Raw genomic sequence first — 17,341 nt, 5'->3', positions numbered from 1 at the left:
TTATTCTGACAATAACTTCAGTATATTCTCAATTTCCTGCGCACGTTCAACATCTGATACTTTCTCGAATGAAACTATCAGATTACGCAACACTCTGCAAATAATATCCAGATTTGTACAAGGCTGATAAAAACTATCCTGTGGCAGCAAGTGCATTTGTTTGATATAATTACTTATATCAGCCTTCGTGAAAATAAGCCCGCGGTTAAAAACATTTATATAAAACTGTATCTGCGGATTCTTATATGTCAATACAAATAAACTAGGCAGATTTACGCCACTTACGGGCATTCCCAGGCGCTTGGCAATCAACATATAAATGACGCAAAGCGAGATCGGATTTCCTTTTTTCTGCTCAAAAACCTGATTGAGCATCGAGTTGGCAGGCGAATGGAAATTTTTGGTATTGGCCAGAAATTTATGTTTCTCAAAAAACACCTGATTCAATATTCTTACCTGATCATGCGGATGCAAATCATCTCTGAACTCCAGCCAGACATCAAAGTAAATGTCGTTGATGCTTTGGCGGAGTTTTTCTAAACTTAAATCAGGATACTGATACGTTGCTATAATCCACATACCTTCCAGAAGCTCCTGGTGGCCTCCTTTTTTCCATTCCAGTAGGCGAGTGGTTAGTAAATTATATTGTAAATCATGAATTAAGTCTTCTATTTTCTTCTGTAATACAGGATTTAACCCATTCTCCTGCCAATGGTCTTCCAATAGTGGAATCACCGCTCCGCCTATTGTTCGCAATTGCTTCTCTACGTGTTGCACTACCTCAATGTCGTCGTCGTCGAGTAGTGTTACTAATGCTTTTATTTCCGATTCTTTCATAGCTATCCCTCTTTCTGATGATAATTGATTGATTGTCAGTAAATTAAAATACCGTTTACTAACAAAATGAAATTCCGAAGCTCAAATTTTGCTAATTACACCTCTAAATTCATACTTTTGTTAAAAAAACAAATAGTTTTGGCAAAACTTTTTTTTAACACTAACAGGATATTTTTTAGCTTATGAAAATTTTAGTTACAGGCGGTGCCGGATTTATTGGCTCGCATACAGTAGTCGAACTGATTAACGCTGGATATGAGCCCATCATTATTGATAACTTTAATAACTCTGAAAAAACTGTACTGGAAGGACTGCAGAAAATCCTGGGAAGACCTGTTAAATGCTATGAAGACGATTGTAATGATGTAGCCGCACTAGAAAAAATTTGTGTTGATGAAAATATCGAGGGCGTTATTCACTTTGCTGCCTATAAAGCGGTAGGGGAGTCGGTTGCGAATCCTTTGAAATACTATGAAAACAATATTGGCTCTACCTTGAAAGTGTTAGAGGTAATGCTGAAACTAGGCATTAAAAATCTTGTTTTCTCGTCTTCGTGTACGGTCTATGGTCAGCCTGATGAAATACCTGTAACAGAAGACACGCCTCGCAAACCAGCAGCTTCGCCTTATGGCAATACCAAAACTATATGCGAAGATATTCTGAGAGATACCATTACAGCTGGAAATCCGCTGAAAATTATAGCCCTTCGTTATTTCAATCCTATCGGAGCTCATCCATCAGCACACATCGGCGAATTACCAAGAGGTGTGCCAAGTAACCTTGTGCCTTTTATTACACAAACAGCTATCGGTATCAGACCAAAACTAACGGTTTTTGGCAGTGATTACGATACATCTGATGGTACCAATGTCAGAGATTTTATCCACGTAGTTGATTTAGCGAAAGCGCACGTTTCGGCACTAAAATTGCTTTCAAATCAACAAGATAACTATTATGATGTCTTCAATGTAGGTACAGGCAGAGGTAATACGGTTCTGGAAATTATTAAAGCATTTGAAGAAGTGAATGGTGTAAAACTCAACTACGAAATAGGACCACGCCGTGCGGGAGATGTAGAGAAGATATACGGAAGTGTGGAGAAGTCGGCCAATATTATGGGTTGGAAAACCGAAAAGACGCTGGAAGATAGCGTAAAAGATGCCTGGAGATGGGAGAAGAAAATTGCAGAAAGCAAAAAATAAGTAGATAAGAGGGTAAACAAATCATTTGTATAAGTGTTTGACTTACTAAAAACGTAGAAAAAATATAATGCAATCAAAACACATTTTAATAACTGGCGGCGCAGGTTTTATTGGGTCTCATGTGGTTCGCCTTTTTGTTACTAAATATCCAGATTACCAGATTATTAATCTGGATAAACTAACTTATGCTGGTAATCTTGAAAACTTAAAGGATATTGAAGATTTTCCGAATTATGTTTTTGAAAAAGGAGACATAGTAGATGCAGATTTTATCAATGGGCTATTCAAGAAATATAATTTTGATGGAGTTATTCACTTAGCGGCAGAGTCACACGTAGATAGGTCTATCTCTGACCCAATGGCGTTTGTAATGACAAATGTGATAGGTACAGTAAACTTATTAAATGCCGCCCGCGATGCATGGAAAGATGGCAATTATGAAGGAAAACGTTTTTACCACGTGTCTACTGATGAGGTATACGGTGAATTGCATGACCCGAAAGAGTTCTTTCTGGAAACTACCAGCTACGACCCTCGTTCGCCTTATTCAGCCTCAAAAGCTTCGTCTGATCACTTTGTAAGAGCTTATCATAATACGTATAAATTGCCGGTAGTGGTGTCTAACTGCTCTAATAACTACGGGCCGAATCATTTCCCTGAGAAGTTGATTCCATTGATGATTAATAATATCATTCACAACTTCCCGCTGCCCGTATATGGCAAAGGTGAAAACGTGAGAGACTGGCTTTTTGTAAAAGACCATGCCCGTGCCATTGATGTAATTTATCATAATGGAGTTAATGGAGAAACCTACAATATCGGCGGTTTCAATGAGTGGAAAAACATTGATCTGGTACATATGTTATGTAGAATTATGGACGAGAAACTAGAACGTCCGGAAGGTACATCGGCTAAACTGATTACTTATGTGCAAGACCGTGCAGGCCATGATTTGAGATATGCGATTGATGCGCATAAATTGATGAACGAATTAGGATGGGAACCATCGCTACAATTTGAAGAAGGTTTAACAAGCACAGTAGAGTGGTATCTGGCTAATACGAATTGGTTGAAGAATGTAACCAGCGGAGATTACCTGAATTACTACGAAAGTATGTATACCAATAGATAATATCTATCTGAAAATATAAACCAGAAAAGCGCGAGAAACCTCGTGCTTTTCTGGTTTATAGGCTTTGCTTTTCATTTATCCACAGATTTCTTGCTCCAGTAACTGGCTAATAAAGAGCCATTGATATTCATAACAGGGCCAAATAAAGCAGGAGCTATGCCAACCGTTGCTAATTTGCCCATTGCTTTTGCCAAACCTGATGCCAAACCAGCATTTTGTAGCCCAACTTCTATCGCAACTGTGCGGCAATCCTGCTCAGGTAATTTAAATAATCTTGCGCTCCAGTAGCCCAGAATAAAACCACCTATATTGTGTATAATAGTAGCAAAGACCAAGGCTATACCTACTGTTTGTAATGATTTTTGTCCGGCGGCAGTAATCACAACCAGAATAATAGTAATACCACCCATTGAAATATAAGGCAATATTTTTTGTAGCCATTCGCTGCGGTCTTTCAGTATTTTGTTAATCAAAAATCCTACAATAATAGGTACGATAATCATTTTACAAATATCAAAAACCATTGGCCAGAACTCAATAGTAATGAACTGCCCCCCCAAGATTTTCATCAGAAATGGTGTAAGTAGAGGAGCAAGTATAGTGGCTAAAGACGTGATAGTAATAGATAAAGCCACATTAGCCTTTGAAATATAGGAAATAACATTCGAAGCCAAACCACTCGGTGAACAGCCAACTAAAATTACACCGGCAGCAATTTCAGGTGGAAAATTAAAAGTGCTTGCAATAGCAAAGCCTAAAAATGGCATAATGGTAAACTGGCAAACCAGACCAATAATAACTGCCTTAGGCATTTTAATTACTCCCATAAAATCCTCAAAAGTCATCGTAGTACCCATACCAAACATGATAATCTGTAAAAGCGGAATAATTAATTCCTTTAACTGAAAACCCTTGATTTCGATAAAATACTGGGGGAAGAAATACGCAATAGAAACTGCTGCGATGAGGCAGAGCGTGTAAATATAGTTTCTCATGAATCAGAGAGTGTTTTAGGTTGAATATTTATAGATTTTGTGTGGTAAGTATATGTCAACAATTCTCTCAATCAGGCTTTAGGGTGTGCCTGCTGAAAGACTTTCTTCAGTTTCTCAATAGTATTGTGGGTATAAACCTGGGTAGCTGCTAGGCTTGTATGGCCTAGCAAATCCTTAATAGCGTTCAGGTCAGCACCTCGATTCAGTAAGTGCGTAGCAAAAGTATGTCTTAACACGTGCGGGCTGCGTTGCTCCAGTGAGGTAACCAACGATAAATATCTTTTTACGAGACGCTGAATAAACATCGGATATGCTTGTGTGCCATTATCCGTCAGAATCAGGTAATGATTGTCTTTGTTTTCAGGGTTTTCCAAAAGTACTTCTTCCCGGTGTTTCAGGTAAGTATTAATGGCCTCTACCAGACTCTTATTAATAGGAATCACCCGATGCTTGTTTCTTTTACCTAATACAATCAGCGTATTATTATATAGGTTAATATCTCCTATTTTTAGCCCAATCAATTCAGCCAAACGCATTCCTGTGCCGTAGAGTAGTTCTAAAACCAACTTATCGCGCAAACCTGTGAAATCATTGGCGAACTCTACTTCATCTAGCATGGTTTGCATCGGCTTTTCTTCTACAAACTTGGGTAAGCTACGGTCGGTTTTTAAGGCTTTGACTTTAAGCATAGGGTCGGCAGCGATGGCCTTGCGGCGCAGCAGAAAATTATAATAACTGCGAAGCGTAGCAATTTTACGATTGATGCTCCGGTTGTCCATTTTCTCTTCGGCCATACTGGCAATCCATGACCTGATCATCTGGGAATCAGCCTTTTCAGGCTCTTTCAGTTCATATTGGAATTCGAGGTAGAGAGAAAACTGCTTCATGTCGCTTTCATAAGCCGTAAGCGTATGATGACTGAGCCGTTTTTCGAACTGGATATGCTGTAGAAAATAAGAAACCATACTAACAATTAACTATTTACTTTAATGTAAATAGAACTGCTAATATGGTTTAAAATATATCAGGAAACAATTAACCCTACGAAATTTATCGTTCTGTGTTAATTGCTTATAGACTAGATATCTTCGTTGCTTCTTAGTTGACCAACATAACGAGCATGGATGATTTCGTTACGACGAGCTACTGAAGGTTTTTCAAACGCCTGACGTTTACGCAACTGACGTAATACACCCGTTTTTTCAAATTTCTTCTTAAAACGTTTCAACGCTTTATCAATAGATTCGTTTTCTTTTACATTTACTATTAACATATTAATACACCTCCTTTTGTTTGGGGTTGCAAAATTAGAAAGAATTATTTTATTTTTCAAATAGTTTATTGATTTTGAGGAAATTATATCAAGCAAGGTATTTCTATTTTCTGAAATAGTGTAGTTTTGCGCATCATTTAAATATGTCTTCATGAAAATCGCCATTATTGACTTAGGTACCAATACTTTTCATTTATTAATTGTTGAAAACAAGCAGACTTTATATAAAGAATCTATTCCTGCTAAAATCGGTAAAGGAGGCATCAGTCAGGGCATAATTTCAGAAGAAGGTATACAAAGAGCTTTAGGTGTATTAAAGCATTTCAGAACAGTTATTGACACGCATCAGGTAGAAACCCCGCATATTTTTGCCATTGGCACAAGTGCTGTAAGAAATGCAGGGAATAAGGAAGAGTTTATTGAAAGAGTAGCAAACGAGACAGGGATAAACATACAGGAAATTTCGGGTGATAAAGAGGCTGAATTGATTTATTATGGGGTAAAAGAGGCCGTTCAAATCAATGAAGTTTCTATGATTATGGATATTGGTGGGGGAAGTGTAGAGTTTATCATCTGTAATCAGGATAAAATTTTCTGGAAACAAAGTTTTGAAATAGGAGGGCAGCGCCTGATGGATAGATTCATGAAAAGCGACCCGATTTCAATGCGTTCTGTCCAACAAATGGATGATTATTTTCGTGAAAAACTATTGCCTCTGGCTAATGCCTGCCATCAATATGCACCGGAAACACTCATAGGTTCATCAGGCTCTTTTGATACGCTGATTGATATGTTTTTCATGAAAGAAAAAGGTGAATTGCCAACTGCTGAGCAAGTGGGTTTTGAATATTCAATTCCAGAATTTTATAGAGCTTACGACGAATTACTCTTTAAAAGTCATGAAGAAAGAATGGAAATTCCGGGCATGATTGAGCTGCGCGTAGATATGATAGTAGTAGCTGTTTGCCTGATTAAATATATTATCCAAGCCTTTGAAATTAAGCACATTAATGTATCTAATTATTCTTTGAAAGAGGGGATTCTGGCGAAAATATTGGTGGATAAGTCCCTTGTATGACGATTTTTTAAATCGTCTCAGCATTAATTGAAAACAACTTTATGGAACTTCATAGTCCTGTATGACGATTTTTCAAATCGTCATACAGGATATTTTAACCATCCTTTAATCTATCTTCAATTTTCTTTTTATTTCTCTATTCTTAATTTGTCTCAACAAGATGCCAGCCATTTTGGTTAAGGTTATAATAGCTTAATTCAGACATTTTCAAAATTCCAAAGAGAATCCATCATGGCAGAAAAAAAACTAGCAGGTCAATCCGCTCTGGTTACCGGAGCAAGTTCAGGTATTGGAGAAGGCGTAGCTTTAGCCTTAGGTGAAGCAGGGGCCAATGTTGTAGTCAATTATAATTCTAACCCGGATTCTGCCAATGCGGTGGTCGAAAAAATAAAGGCTTTTGGTAGTAAAGCGATTGCTATACAGGCTGACGTAAGCAAAGAAGACGCCGTGCAAGCGATGTTTAAGCAGATGATTGAGGAGTTTGGTACGATTGATATTCTGGTAAATAATGCAGGCTTGCAGAAAGACGCCAAATTTGATGAAATGACCCTGGCTCAATGGCAAACAGTAATTGATATTAACCTCACTGGTCAATTTCTTTGTGCCAGAGAGGCGATCAGAGAATTTCTACGTCGTGGCCCGGTACCTGAACGCTCATTGGCTACCGGAAAAATTATATGTATGAGTTCGGTACATGAATTGATTCCGTGGGCGGGGCATGTGAATTATGCTTCGTCTAAAGGAGCTATCAAAATGCTTATGCAAAGTTTAGCACAAGAATATGGAGACAGAAAAATACGTGTGAATAGCATTTGCCCGGGTGCTATCCAGACGCCCATCAACAGAGCTGCATGGGAAACACCGCAAGCCCTGAATAGTTTGATGTCTTTGATACCTTATAACCGCATCGGACAGCCGAGTGATATTGGTAAATTGGCGGTTTTCCTGGCATCAGATGATTCAGATTATATTACCGGAACCAGCATCTTTATTGATGGAGGTATGACGGTTTTCGAAGGCTTTGCGACCGGAGGGTGATTGTCAATCTATATAAATCACGCTACTAAATCCACCACCTGAATTCCCCACAAATTTAAGATTTGCATGAATCCTGAACAAGAAAGGCTTAATACAAACGCACATAAGGATGTCCCACTGGAAAAATGGGGGCCATACCTTACGGAGAGACAATGGGCGACTGTAAGAGAAGATTATAGCCCCAATGGCGATGCCTGGGCCTATTTTCCGCACGATCATGCCCGTTCGAGAGTGTATCGTTGGGGAGAAGACGGCTTGGGAGGGATTTCAGATTCACGTCAAAACCTATGCTTTGCTTTAGCACTCTGGAATGGCAAGGATAGTATTTTAAAAGAAAGGCTTTTCGGGTTAACCAACAGTGAAGGGAATCATGGTGAAGATGTGAAGGAACTATACTATTATTTAGACAATGTTCCGACGCATTCTTATATGAAATTTCTCTATCAATATCCACAGAAAGCATTTCCGTATGAACAGCTTCTGGAAGAAAACCGGAATAGAACTAAAAAACAGCCTGAATACGAATTGTTGGATACAGAAGTTTTTGACGATAACCGGTATTTTGATGTTTTTGTGGAATATGCCAAAAATAACTCAGAAGATATTTGTATTCAGATAGAGGTCTGGAACAGGAGTGAAGAAAATGCAACTATTTGGGTTTTGCCGACGTTATGGTTTCGAAACAGATGGGCTTATGGAGATTTGACAGCAAAGCCGTTGATTCAAACCCATGCTGATGGTTGTGTTCGGGCCAGCCATGAGTTTCTGGAAGATTATTATCTCTATTTTCAGTCAGCAAAAGACACTTTGTTTACTGAGAATGAAACAAATATAGAGCGGATTTTTGGTGCTGCAAACCATAGTCTTTTTGTGAAAGATGCTTTTCATGAAGCGATTTGCGATAGAAACCAAGACCTTTATGATTTGCTAAAGAATAATAAACAGGGAACAAAATTTGCCCCGATTTACGAATTAAATATAGAGCCGAAGTCATCACAGAAGATTTGGCTCCGATTATCCAGTAAAGAAAATGTTGACCCTTTTAATCATAGCTTTAGCCAGATATTTTCAGATAGACGCCAGGAAGCTGAAGAGTTTTATAAGCGATATACGCCGTCAGAAAAACAATCAGAATCAGCAGATAACCAATCGACTGATAAGCAACTGCAAAGCACCAAAACAGGCGATCTAAAGAATATACAGCGGCAAGCCTTTGCCAGTCTCTTGTGGAGCAAGCAATATTATCATTATGATATAGAACGTTGGCTTGAAGGAGACCCAAACCAGATTTCACCACCTGATGAGCGTTATCTGGGAAGAAATGCCGAATGGACACACCTGAAAAATCAGGATGTGATTTCAATGCCCGATACCTGGGAATATCCCTGGTATGCGGCCTGGGATCTGGCCTTTCATTGTGTGCCTATGGCTATGCTTGACCCAGCCTTTGCTAAAAATCAACTCATATTGATTACGAGAGAATGGTATATGAGCCCTAGTGGGCAAATACCTGCCTATGAATGGAATTTCTCCGATCTCAATCCCCCTGTGCACGCATGGTCGGCATTATCAATTTATCGTATCGAAAAAACTTTACATGGTAAAGAAGATATCAGTTTTCTGAAACGGATATTTCAGAAATTGCTTATCAATTTTACCTGGTGGGCAAACCGTGAAGACGAAAATGGAAATAATATCTTTACCGGGGGCTTTCTGGGTTTAGATAATATTTCAGTGATTAATAGAGATGACCTGCCCCATAACTCACATTTAGAGCAGGTAGATGCCACAGCCTGGATGGCAATGTATGCCTTAAACATGATGGACATTGCCTTGGAAATTGCTCAGCACGACCCAAGTTTTGAAGATGTAGCTACTAAATTCTATGAACATTTTGTGCTGATAGCCGAATCCTTAAACAAAGGCTTGTGGGATACAGAAGATAGCTTTTTTTATGATTTGCTTTATACACAAGGTGGGAAAATTACCCCTATGAAGGTACGCTCAATTGTAGGTTTAAGCGCCTTGTTTGCGGTATCAATAATCGACCAGAAGAAGATTGCTAATCTACCAGATTTCAAGAAACGTATTACCTATATCAAAGACTACCGTACCAAAGCCAATAAATTTTTGCCTAATGAGCAAATGGCTGAGGACGGTAATATATTGCTTTCGCTGGTAAATAGAACGATGCTTAAACGACTTCTGGAGTTTATGCTTGATGAAAATGAATTTCTGTCAGTAGGGGGTATCCGGGCTTTGTCAAAATATTATAAGAAAAACCCTTATTCAGTCAATGTGCTGGATGTCGATTATGGCATTAATTATATGCCTGCTGAGTCTGATTCAGGGATGTTTGGGGGAAATTCTAATTGGCGAGGGCCAGTCTGGATGCCTGTTAATTACTTAATTATCAAAGCCTTAAAGAAATATTATCAGTTTTATGGCGATAGTTTCAAAGTAGAGTTCCCGACAGGTTCTGGTAAAATGATGGATTTGAATGAGGTATCAGGAGAATTAGCGAATCGATTAGTAGGGATTTTTCAGCGAAATGAAGCGGGCGAACGGCCGGTGCACGGAACTTATCAGGAATTTTATCAAAGACCTGATAATCAAGACTTAGTATTATTCTATGAATATTTCGATGGAGATACCGCCCGTGGAGTAGGAGCCTCCCATCAGACCGGCTGGACAGCCGTAGTAGCGGAGTTAATTAATGAAGCAGTTTGGGAGAAGGAGACAGATAGCCCGCTAAAATAAAACGAGACAGAGCATCGCCCTGTCTCTACCTATAATCACGAATACTAATCTATTCTGGATCCTTATACACCCTCTGCAACCACTTCTTTTACTTCAGGTACCATCGTTGTCAATAAACGTTGGATACCATCACGAAGGGTAACCGTTGAAGATGGGCAACCACTGCATGAGCCTTGCAGATAAACTTTTACTTGTCCGGTTATTTCATCAAAAGAAGCAAAATTGATAGCACCGCCATCTGATTCTACCGCCGGGCGCACATATTGATCAAGCGTTGATTTGATTTTGGCCACTACTGCTGAATCATTCGCATCAATAATCAAAGTGTTTTTATCAATTGTTTTTTGCGTAAAAACAGGGTTTTCCTGCTCAAAATATATCTTTAAAAACGTCTTTACATCATATACCACATCTTCCCACTCCGTATCTTCGTCTTTCGTCATGGTAATGAAGTTGGAAGCAATAAAAATTCTTCTTACAAACGGAAACTGGAACAGGTCAGAGGCCAATGGTGATGACTTGCTTTCTTCTGCTGTAGAAGCAATCGTTGGATAATCGAATGATAATCCTTCTGGAGCTAATTCGAAATTCAATACAAATTTCATTGAATTTGGATTAGGACTTAGCTCGGTATAAATCATTGTTTGGCGCTTAAGCATGACAATCGAATATATATTAAATGAATAGTGTCTGTTTTAGAACGTTATTGCACCAAAATAAGTTTGGCAGGGCATAAAAAAACCTGCCCGTTGAGGCAGGTTCTAAAAAGTCTTGACAGAGGCTTATGCTTCTGCAACAACGTTAACGAAAGATTTTCCGTCACGTCCTTTTTTAAATTCTACGATTCCGTCAGCTAATGCGAAAAGTGTATGGTCTCTACCAACACCTACATTGACACCAGGATTATGTCTGGTACCACGTTGACGAACAATGATATTTCCGGCGATAGCCGTTTGGCCGCCGAATAGTTTAACGCCTAAGCGTTTGCTTTCTGACTCGCGTCCGTTTTTCGACGAACCTACACCTTTTTTGTGTGCCATGACCTTATTCTCTTTTAATTTTGAATTGCAATGAAATAATTTTGCGGTTGAATTTCACAACCAAATGTTTTACGCTGCGATTTCGTCGATTTGGATTTTAGTCAAATACTGACGGTGACCGTTTTTCTTAACGTATCCTTTACGGCGTTTTTTCTTGAAAACGATTACTTTTTCGCCTTTAAGGTGTTCTAAAATAGTTGCTTTTACAGAAGCACCTTCTACGGTTGGAGCACCTACTGAGATAGTTCCACCGTTGTCAACAAGAAGAACCTTGTCGAATACAAGCTCAGCGTTCGTTTCGCCTTCTAATCTATGAGTATAGAGCGTACGACCCTTTTCAACTTTAAATTGCTGACCTGCGATTTCTACGATTGCGTACATTTTTGAAATGGTAAATTTACAATGAATATTATTTTCTATTCCTTAATAGTAGTTTCTGCTGTACAGACTTACTAATTCGGGGTGCAAAGTTAATAATATAATTTTGTTTTTCAAATTGTTGCATCCTATGTTTTTTTTTATAAAATTGTATTCGTTTATTCATCTATAAATCACAGAACCTATGAAAATTCGTCAGATATTGCAAAAAAAGAAAATAAATGCCCTTTTCTCGGTTTCATCTGATACAACCGTGTATAATGCTCTGGTAGAAATGGCAGATAAGAATATCGGGGCAGTCTTAGTGATAGACAATGAAAAATTGTCAGGAATCTTTTCAGAACGTGATTACGCACGTAAAATCATTCTGAAAGGTCTACATTCTGACGACACATTGGTAAAAGATGTAATGACAGCTAAGGTGATTACGATTGACCTTGAAGATAAATTGGAAGATGCCATGCAGATTATGTCAGATAAGCACATCAGGCACTTACCGGTAAATGATGGTGATAAACTGGTAGGAATCATTTCTATCAACGATTTAGTTACCACACTTATCAACGAGCAAAAATCACAGATTGCTTCGTTAGAAAGTTATATTTCGGGTAGCTACGCGTAAGAACCATTGAGTGATTTAGTGATTAGGCTCACTAATCGTTTAATTGCTCGAAGTTTTTAGTAGATTATTTTTGATATTAATCATATAAGCGAAGCCAATGGCTTCGCTTACTCATGTATAATGGAACTTACTATTAGTACACCTGCACTTCTTTTTTCTACGGTTTCATTACTGATGATTGCCTTTACTAATCGGTTTCTGGCTTTGGCGAGTCTGATTCGGGATTTGCACGTGAAATACAAAACCGAGGAAGAAAAAGAAAATATCATTGCCCAGATTATAGGACTCAAACGTCGCCTCAGAATTGTAAGAAATATTCAGATAATTGCTATCTCCAGCTTGCTTCTGAGTGCCATATGTATGCTACTGATTTTTTTGGAGAAAGAATTAGCCGCCAAATGGTTTTTTGGTGGTGCGTTAATGCTCCAAATCATAGCGCTTACTCTATCTGTTCGGGAAATAACACTATCCATGAATGCTTTGGAACTGGAACTTAGTGATATAGCAGAACTGATTTCTCCGGTTTCTCATAGAAAGCGTAGAAAGAGTACGGATGAGACCTCCACACATTAAAAGAAATTTTATCGCTACTTCATCATTTTAATCTTGCTATTTGTATAAACAAATAGCTATTTTTGTGCTTAAATTATACTTCAAAAGGCTCATGCTTCGTGTTTTCTGCTGTTGACTAGCTGCGAAATCTATCCTCTTGAATAATTCTACCTATTGTTGATGCCATAGCTCTTATAAGATAACCATTTTTACACAGATGAGACTTATTACGTTTTTACTTCTTTTTGTTTTTTCTCATAGTTTTAGCCAAAAAATTGAACTCTTCGCCGATTTAGAGAAAAATGAAATTGATACTGAACTCAACTTTCTTACTTCTTTTAACGGGAATATTTATTTCTATGAGCAAACCAATGGTCTAAATAAAGGAATCTATAAATCTGATGGTACAGAAGCCGGGACTACTTTATTGAAAAATCTTTATAATTTCTTCGGTAGTAATTGTACAGGGATTTATGCAGGAACAAACAAGATTATATTCAGTAGTGTTGAAGACATTTATAATAGACTATATATAAGTGATGGTACGCCTGCAGGTACAATATTAATCCATCAGAATTCCAGCCTTAAATATTCAAACTTTATAGAGAATAATGGATTTATTTATTTTACTATAGGAGGTAATTCTTTATGGAAAACAGATGGTACAAGTGCAGGAACAGTATTAGTAAAAAATAATATCAGTGTAAGCAATTTTTATAGTTTTAATAATACACTATATTTTGTAGGATATTCATCCGCGACCGGTTACGAACTCTGGAAAAGTGATGGCACAGCAGAAGGCACAAATATGGTGGTTGATTTTGGCTCAGGAGCAGAACACGGAATACAGCCAACTTCAAAAGTGATTATGCATCAAAACACCCTATATTATAATTTAAATTATTCTATCATAAAATTTGATATGCTTACACAAACAACTACTGTGTTTGTGACTTTAATTAATTCTTTCAATCAATATAAAACACCAGAAGATTTTCTGATTAAAGATAACGATTTATATGTTATTGCTGTAGGCCTTATTGATGGGAATCTTTATAAGTATAATTTATCAACTACTACTCTTACCAGGCTTCGGGAAAATGGTTCTATCAGCTTCTTCGATGAATTGACTGTATATAATGGAAATGTTTATTGTAGCGGTTTGTATGGATTGATCAAGTCTGATGGAACGATTAATGGTACTGTTGGAGTATCAGGTACTTATGATTCAAATAATTATTATTTCAACATTAATTCTATTAAAAATGGAAAAGTGTTTAACTCTTACCTTTACTATTTAAGGTATAAAGTAGTTGGTGGAAAATACTTCTATGCACTCTGGAAAACTGACGGCACACCTGGCGGTAGCTCTATAGTAAAGGAGTATCCTAACGTTGTTAAAAATAATAACTATATAAATGATAAATTTGAGGAGGCTCAGGGCAAATTATTTTTTTATATAAACGATGGAGTCAACGGGCGGGAAGTCCATAAATCTGATGGCACAACATCAGGCACCGGGATTATAAAAAATTTAGGCACACCTAACGTTAATGAAAGTACCTCTCAATATAAGATGTCAGAATTTGACGGGAAATTCCTTATTCAGGATAACCGTACCACTTATGCCCTTGATACCATCTCTAAAACAACCACTTTCCTGGCGGATATAGGAGATGATTCAGAGCCTTTTAAATATAATAATAAGTTATACCTGGATGGCCGGTATCGAGTAAACGATAATTTAACAGGAGTTGAGAATTTTTGCTCATATTGTTATTCTCCAATAGTTTTTCAGAATAAAATATTTCTGAATAAGGATGAAGAGCTATATAGTTATGATGGTACTACCTTCAATCTGGTTAGAGATATAAATCTTACAGGAAGCTCGTCTCCTATAAATCTTGGAGTAATTAATAATAAACTGATTCTGACAGCCTATCACCCTGATTATGGTAGAGAATTATGGGTATCTGATGGAACTGAGGAAGGAACTCACCTGATAAAAGACATAATAGCAGGCAAATCTGGCCTTAGTAATAATATTCGTACGCAATTTGTTTATAATAATTTATTACTTTTTGAAATATATAATAATAGATATGAGTTGTGGCGTACTGACGGCACAGAAGAAGGAACCTTTTGTATTTCTACGAATCTTGCAAATAATTATAGTGGTTATTACAGTTTTACAGTTTATAATAATAAGTGCTACTTTACCACTAATCGTAAAGTATGTGTAACTGATGGTACGCTTGGTGAAACTAAATTCATAAACGGAACTTATTCTTATGTAGCAGATTTACCATACTTTAGCATAAGTAATAATAAATTGTACTTTATTGGGAATAAAGCGAACTCTGGAGATATAATTTTTAGCATCCAGAATGATGTGGTAACACCTGTCAGCAAGCTCCCTGACACCTATATAAACGCAGAATCATTGTTTGCTTATGATGAAAGAACGTTAATCTTTTCAGAAGATGATGATAATTTTATTGAATCTTTTTCCTTGCTAGATTCAAAAACTAACCAAACTACCTTTTTAAAGAAAATTGGTTCTTTTATTCAAACGAAATACAAAAAAGTAAACAAACAGGTGTTTTTCTATATTAATGATAAAGTGCATGGGGGGGAGTTCTGGGTAATTCGCTTTCCAAAATGTCAGGATGGTTTAAATATTACTACCAGTTACACTAATTCAACAATTCGGTTGAATGCTAATTATACTATTACTGCAAGTAATAAAATTTCCGGTGGTAATTTAACCTATCGTTCCGGTGATGTAATTTCACTGAATCCTGGCTTTAAAGTAGAAAATGGAGGCGTCTTCAAAGCAGAAATAGGTAAATGTGAAAGTTATTAGTTTACTATTTCTCCCAAGACCTCAAATGAGGAGTTTGAAACGTCCACTCGGGTGTTCTCAATTCATCAATAATATTAGCTGAGTACCAGGGGCTTAAATGCCTGTCGTTTGGATTTTTCAGAATCTGGATTTCCTGGGCAGGCATATAGCTTTGCGCCAATAGAAATACTTTCTCTCCTTTTGGATTTTCGGCAACATCTACTACAATGACCGCATGGCCGGGTGAACCACCTATAATAAAAACATCGCCAATGGCTATATTTTTGAGATCTTTGCTGTAAAGGGTTTTCTCAAGCGATAGTGTACCAGCATAAGTAAAGATGAAATTCAGGTAGTTTCTGAAATCTTTATAGGTATTAGATGGAGTGGCAGATTTTTGCCAGTAAGTCTGATTCCCTTTTACTATAACTCTGTTTCCTTTCATCCATTCGGAATAAGGCACAGAAAAGCCATTTGTGAGATTGAAAGAGATGTTATGATAAGCTTTCTGCGCATAAAAATATTCAGCTCGCAATCGCATAATAGCATCGGCACATTGTTGTAGGTTCTTATTATCAATGTCTAAATCCACTACAGCCTCATACACATCTTTGTGTTTGATGCTTCCATCATAATATCTAACTTTCGAACCTGTGGTTTTCAAAGGAAGATTTTGCAGATAATATGCAAAAGAGGTCTGTTGAACAGGTTTTCTTTCAAAACCTTTTGGTGCATTGAATCTTGAAATGATACTCATTCCATGCTCACTAATCAGAGAATTACTATTCTCATAAAAAGCATGATTAGCAGGTTGGTTACAACAGATAAAGAGAGATAGCAACAGACTAAGATAGCCCGTTTTAACTAAAGTTTTCATTGAACAAGAGGTTTAAGAAAATAGCTTTTTCTCTATAACGAAAACCTTAGTTATATGTTTTATACGCGGCGACTAACTAATAATCCTTGAATAATCAGGTATTGCGCTACTACATAAGTAGCCATAATCCAAAGACCAGATAGGGGGATATTTACTACAAATTTGCTAAGCGCGATAAGCGAATCGGAAAGAATAAACAAAATGGCGCCAATGAGTACTAACTGATAACTTTTATCACTTACGTTTCTTTCGCTGGCCCTGATACCCATCAGGGTAATGACTATTGAGTAGATAATAATCGGAATTTTGAAATCACCCGGAAGCTTATTAAATAAGAAAAATAACAATAAACAAGAGTAAGATATGAATGGCAGCCAACGGAAATGACGAGATTCGCCTTCTTCCTGAAAGAGTACTACATAGCAAACCTGAGCCAATAGAAACGAGCCTAAACCTAGTAAAAAGTATAATTGGTTTTGTTTCTGAAACATCAGGAAGGTATCGCCTAAACAAGAGAAAAACAGAGCTAATAATACAATTCTGTCTCGTTTATTGAGGCTTGCCTGGGTGTGCTGGAAATAAAAAAATCCTAATGTAATCATCAGGAGTGGTTTGGTAAGATAGCCAAGCCATTCGTTTTCGATAATACCCGAAACAATGTTGAGTATGGAGAGTGTAAAGAAAATAACAGTCTGGTTACGTTTCATAGCGT

Annotated in this window: 17 protein-coding genes; 8 read left to right on the top strand and 9 right to left on the bottom strand. The window is 37.4% G+C overall.

The genetic code is table 11. The features are described 5' to 3' along the window. Window positions 1–837: a transglutaminase-like domain-containing protein gene (locus ACYVFA_RS09480; RefSeq protein ID WP_460471581.1), complete on the bottom strand. Its 837-nt coding sequence runs from the start codon at window positions 835–837 to the stop codon at window positions 1–3. Window positions 838–1,019: 182 nt separating this feature from the next. On the opposite strand from ACYVFA_RS09480, the gene galE reads away from it, so the two are divergent. Then, on the top strand, window positions 1,020–2,039 hold the full coding sequence (galE, locus tag ACYVFA_RS09475) for an NAD-dependent epimerase/dehydratase family protein (protein ID WP_460471580.1): 1,020 nt from the start codon (window positions 1,020–1,022) through the stop codon (window positions 2,037–2,039). Between the two features lie 67 nt (window positions 2,040–2,106). Beyond that, on the top strand, window positions 2,107–3,171 hold the full coding sequence (rfbB, locus tag ACYVFA_RS09470) for a dTDP-glucose 4,6-dehydratase (protein ID WP_460471579.1): 1,065 nt from the start codon (window positions 2,107–2,109) through the stop codon (window positions 3,169–3,171). Window positions 3,172–3,242: 71 nt separating this feature from the next. Here the strand turns inward: rfbB and ACYVFA_RS09465 are convergent, their stop codons facing one another. From ACYVFA_RS09465 to rpsU, 3 genes are all read right to left on the bottom strand, one after another. Continuing rightward, the gene (locus ACYVFA_RS09465) at window positions 3,243–4,166 is read right to left on the bottom strand and encodes a bile acid:sodium symporter family protein (RefSeq protein ID WP_460471578.1); all 924 of its coding nucleotides are present in this window, start codon (window positions 4,164–4,166) and stop codon (window positions 3,243–3,245) included. A gap of 71 nt (window positions 4,167–4,237) precedes the next feature. Beyond that, entirely contained in the window at window positions 4,238–5,131 is an 894-nt protein-coding gene (locus tag ACYVFA_RS09460) for a site-specific integrase (protein ID WP_460471577.1), read from the bottom strand. Window positions 5,132–5,244: 113 nt separating this feature from the next. Continuing rightward, complete coding sequence (rpsU, locus tag ACYVFA_RS09455) at window positions 5,245–5,439, bottom strand: 30S ribosomal protein S21 (protein ID WP_460471607.1); 195 nt, start codon at window positions 5,437–5,439, stop codon at window positions 5,245–5,247. A 151-nt stretch (window positions 5,440–5,590) separates the two neighbouring features. Between rpsU and ACYVFA_RS09450 the strand changes: the two genes are divergently transcribed. From ACYVFA_RS09450 to ACYVFA_RS09440, 3 genes are all read left to right on the top strand, one after another. Beyond that, a complete protein-coding gene (locus tag ACYVFA_RS09450; protein ID WP_460471576.1) occupies window positions 5,591–6,517 on the top strand; it encodes a Ppx/GppA phosphatase family protein in 927 nt (308 codons plus the stop codon). Between the two features lie 231 nt (window positions 6,518–6,748). Continuing rightward, on the top strand, window positions 6,749–7,555 hold the full coding sequence (locus ACYVFA_RS09445; RefSeq protein WP_460471575.1) for an SDR family oxidoreductase: 807 nt from the start codon (window positions 6,749–6,751) through the stop codon (window positions 7,553–7,555). Between the two features lie 66 nt (window positions 7,556–7,621). Beyond that, on the top strand, window positions 7,622–10,315 hold the full coding sequence (locus tag ACYVFA_RS09440) for a glucosidase family protein (protein ID WP_460471574.1): 2,694 nt from the start codon (window positions 7,622–7,624) through the stop codon (window positions 10,313–10,315). A gap of 62 nt (window positions 10,316–10,377) precedes the next feature. On the opposite strand, the gene ACYVFA_RS09435 is transcribed toward ACYVFA_RS09440, so the two are convergent. The 3 genes from ACYVFA_RS09435 to rplU all read right to left on the bottom strand — a co-directional run bounded on the left by ACYVFA_RS09435 (window position 10,378) and on the right by rplU (window position 11,736). Then, on the bottom strand, window positions 10,378–10,974 hold the full coding sequence (locus ACYVFA_RS09435; protein WP_460471573.1) for a NifU family protein: 597 nt from the start codon (window positions 10,972–10,974) through the stop codon (window positions 10,378–10,380). 123 nt (window positions 10,975–11,097) lie between these two features. Further along, window positions 11,098–11,355 (bottom strand): bL27 family ribosomal protein, encoded by a 258-nt coding sequence (gene rpmA / locus ACYVFA_RS09430; protein WP_460471572.1) that lies wholly within the window; start codon window positions 11,353–11,355, stop codon window positions 11,098–11,100. A gap of 69 nt (window positions 11,356–11,424) precedes the next feature. Next, the gene (gene rplU, locus ACYVFA_RS09425) at window positions 11,425–11,736 is read right to left on the bottom strand and encodes a 50S ribosomal protein L21 (RefSeq protein WP_116984919.1); all 312 of its coding nucleotides are present in this window, start codon (window positions 11,734–11,736) and stop codon (window positions 11,425–11,427) included. A gap of 181 nt (window positions 11,737–11,917) precedes the next feature. Here rplU and ACYVFA_RS09420 point away from each other — a divergent pair, with 181 nt between their 5' ends. From ACYVFA_RS09420 to ACYVFA_RS09410, 3 genes are all read left to right on the top strand, one after another. Next, window positions 11,918–12,355 (top strand): CBS domain-containing protein, encoded by a 438-nt coding sequence (locus ACYVFA_RS09420; RefSeq protein ID WP_460471571.1) that lies wholly within the window; start codon window positions 11,918–11,920, stop codon window positions 12,353–12,355. Window positions 12,356–12,475: 120 nt separating this feature from the next. Further along, window positions 12,476–12,928 carry a DUF2721 domain-containing protein gene (locus ACYVFA_RS09415; protein WP_460471570.1) on the top strand — a complete coding sequence of 151 codons (453 nt, stop codon included), beginning with the start codon at window positions 12,476–12,478 and terminating at the stop codon, window positions 12,926–12,928. Between the two features lie 196 nt (window positions 12,929–13,124). Further along, entirely contained in the window at window positions 13,125–15,773 is a 2,649-nt protein-coding gene (locus ACYVFA_RS09410; protein ID WP_460471569.1) for a 3-coathanger stack domain-containing protein, read from the top strand. A gap of 4 nt (window positions 15,774–15,777) precedes the next feature. Here the strand turns inward: ACYVFA_RS09410 and ACYVFA_RS09405 are convergent, their stop codons facing one another. Together ACYVFA_RS09405 and ACYVFA_RS09400 are read right to left on the bottom strand one after the other, a co-directional pair. After that, on the bottom strand, window positions 15,778–16,629 hold the full coding sequence (locus tag ACYVFA_RS09405) for a DUF4846 domain-containing protein (RefSeq protein WP_460471568.1): 852 nt from the start codon (window positions 16,627–16,629) through the stop codon (window positions 15,778–15,780). 59 nt (window positions 16,630–16,688) lie between these two features. Beyond that, entirely contained in the window at window positions 16,689–17,336 is a 648-nt protein-coding gene (locus ACYVFA_RS09400) for a lysoplasmalogenase (protein WP_460471567.1), read from the bottom strand. Window positions 17,337–17,341: the final 5 nt, after the last annotated feature.

It is taken from the genome of Emticicia fontis (assembly GCF_054779675.1).
The sequence above is the reverse complement of the archived record's forward strand: the minus strand, read 5'-3'. Positions and strand labels throughout refer to the sequence as shown.

Bases quoted from the DNA above. Each gene is read 5' to 3' on its own strand.
- ACYVFA_RS09480 (WP_460471581.1), bottom strand. From the start codon at position 837: ATGAAAGAATCGGAAATAAAAGCATTAGTAACACTACTCGACGACGAC.
- galE (WP_460471580.1), top strand. From the start codon at position 1,020: ATGAAAATTTTAGTTACAGGCGGTGCCGGATTTATTGGCTCGCATACA.
- rfbB (WP_460471579.1), top strand. From the start codon at position 2,107: ATGCAATCAAAACACATTTTAATAACTGGCGGCGCAGGTTTTATTGGG.
- ACYVFA_RS09465 (WP_460471578.1), bottom strand. From the start codon at position 4,166: ATGAGAAACTATATTTACACGCTCTGCCTCATCGCAGCAGTTTCTATT.
- ACYVFA_RS09460 (WP_460471577.1), bottom strand. From the start codon at position 5,131: ATGGTTTCTTATTTTCTACAGCATATCCAGTTCGAAAAACGGCTCAGT.
- rpsU (WP_460471607.1), bottom strand. From the start codon at position 5,439: ATGTTAATAGTAAATGTAAAAGAAAACGAATCTATTGATAAAGCGTTG.
- ACYVFA_RS09450 (WP_460471576.1), top strand. From the start codon at position 5,591: ATGAAAATCGCCATTATTGACTTAGGTACCAATACTTTTCATTTATTA.
- ACYVFA_RS09445 (WP_460471575.1), top strand. From the start codon at position 6,749: ATGGCAGAAAAAAAACTAGCAGGTCAATCCGCTCTGGTTACCGGAGCA.
- ACYVFA_RS09440 (WP_460471574.1), top strand. From the start codon at position 7,622: ATGAATCCTGAACAAGAAAGGCTTAATACAAACGCACATAAGGATGTC.
- ACYVFA_RS09435 (WP_460471573.1), bottom strand. From the start codon at position 10,974: ATGCTTAAGCGCCAAACAATGATTTATACCGAGCTAAGTCCTAATCCA.
- rpmA (WP_460471572.1), bottom strand. From the start codon at position 11,355: ATGGCACACAAAAAAGGTGTAGGTTCGTCGAAAAACGGACGCGAGTCA.
- rplU (WP_116984919.1), bottom strand. From the start codon at position 11,736: ATGTACGCAATCGTAGAAATCGCAGGTCAGCAATTTAAAGTTGAAAAG.
- ACYVFA_RS09420 (WP_460471571.1), top strand. From the start codon at position 11,918: ATGAAAATTCGTCAGATATTGCAAAAAAAGAAAATAAATGCCCTTTTC.
- ACYVFA_RS09415 (WP_460471570.1), top strand. From the start codon at position 12,476: ATGGAACTTACTATTAGTACACCTGCACTTCTTTTTTCTACGGTTTCA.
- ACYVFA_RS09410 (WP_460471569.1), top strand. From the start codon at position 13,125: ATGAGACTTATTACGTTTTTACTTCTTTTTGTTTTTTCTCATAGTTTT.
- ACYVFA_RS09405 (WP_460471568.1), bottom strand. From the start codon at position 16,629: ATGAAAACTTTAGTTAAAACGGGCTATCTTAGTCTGTTGCTATCTCTC.
- ACYVFA_RS09400 (WP_460471567.1), bottom strand. From the start codon at position 17,336: ATGAAACGTAACCAGACTGTTATTTTCTTTACACTCTCCATACTCAAC.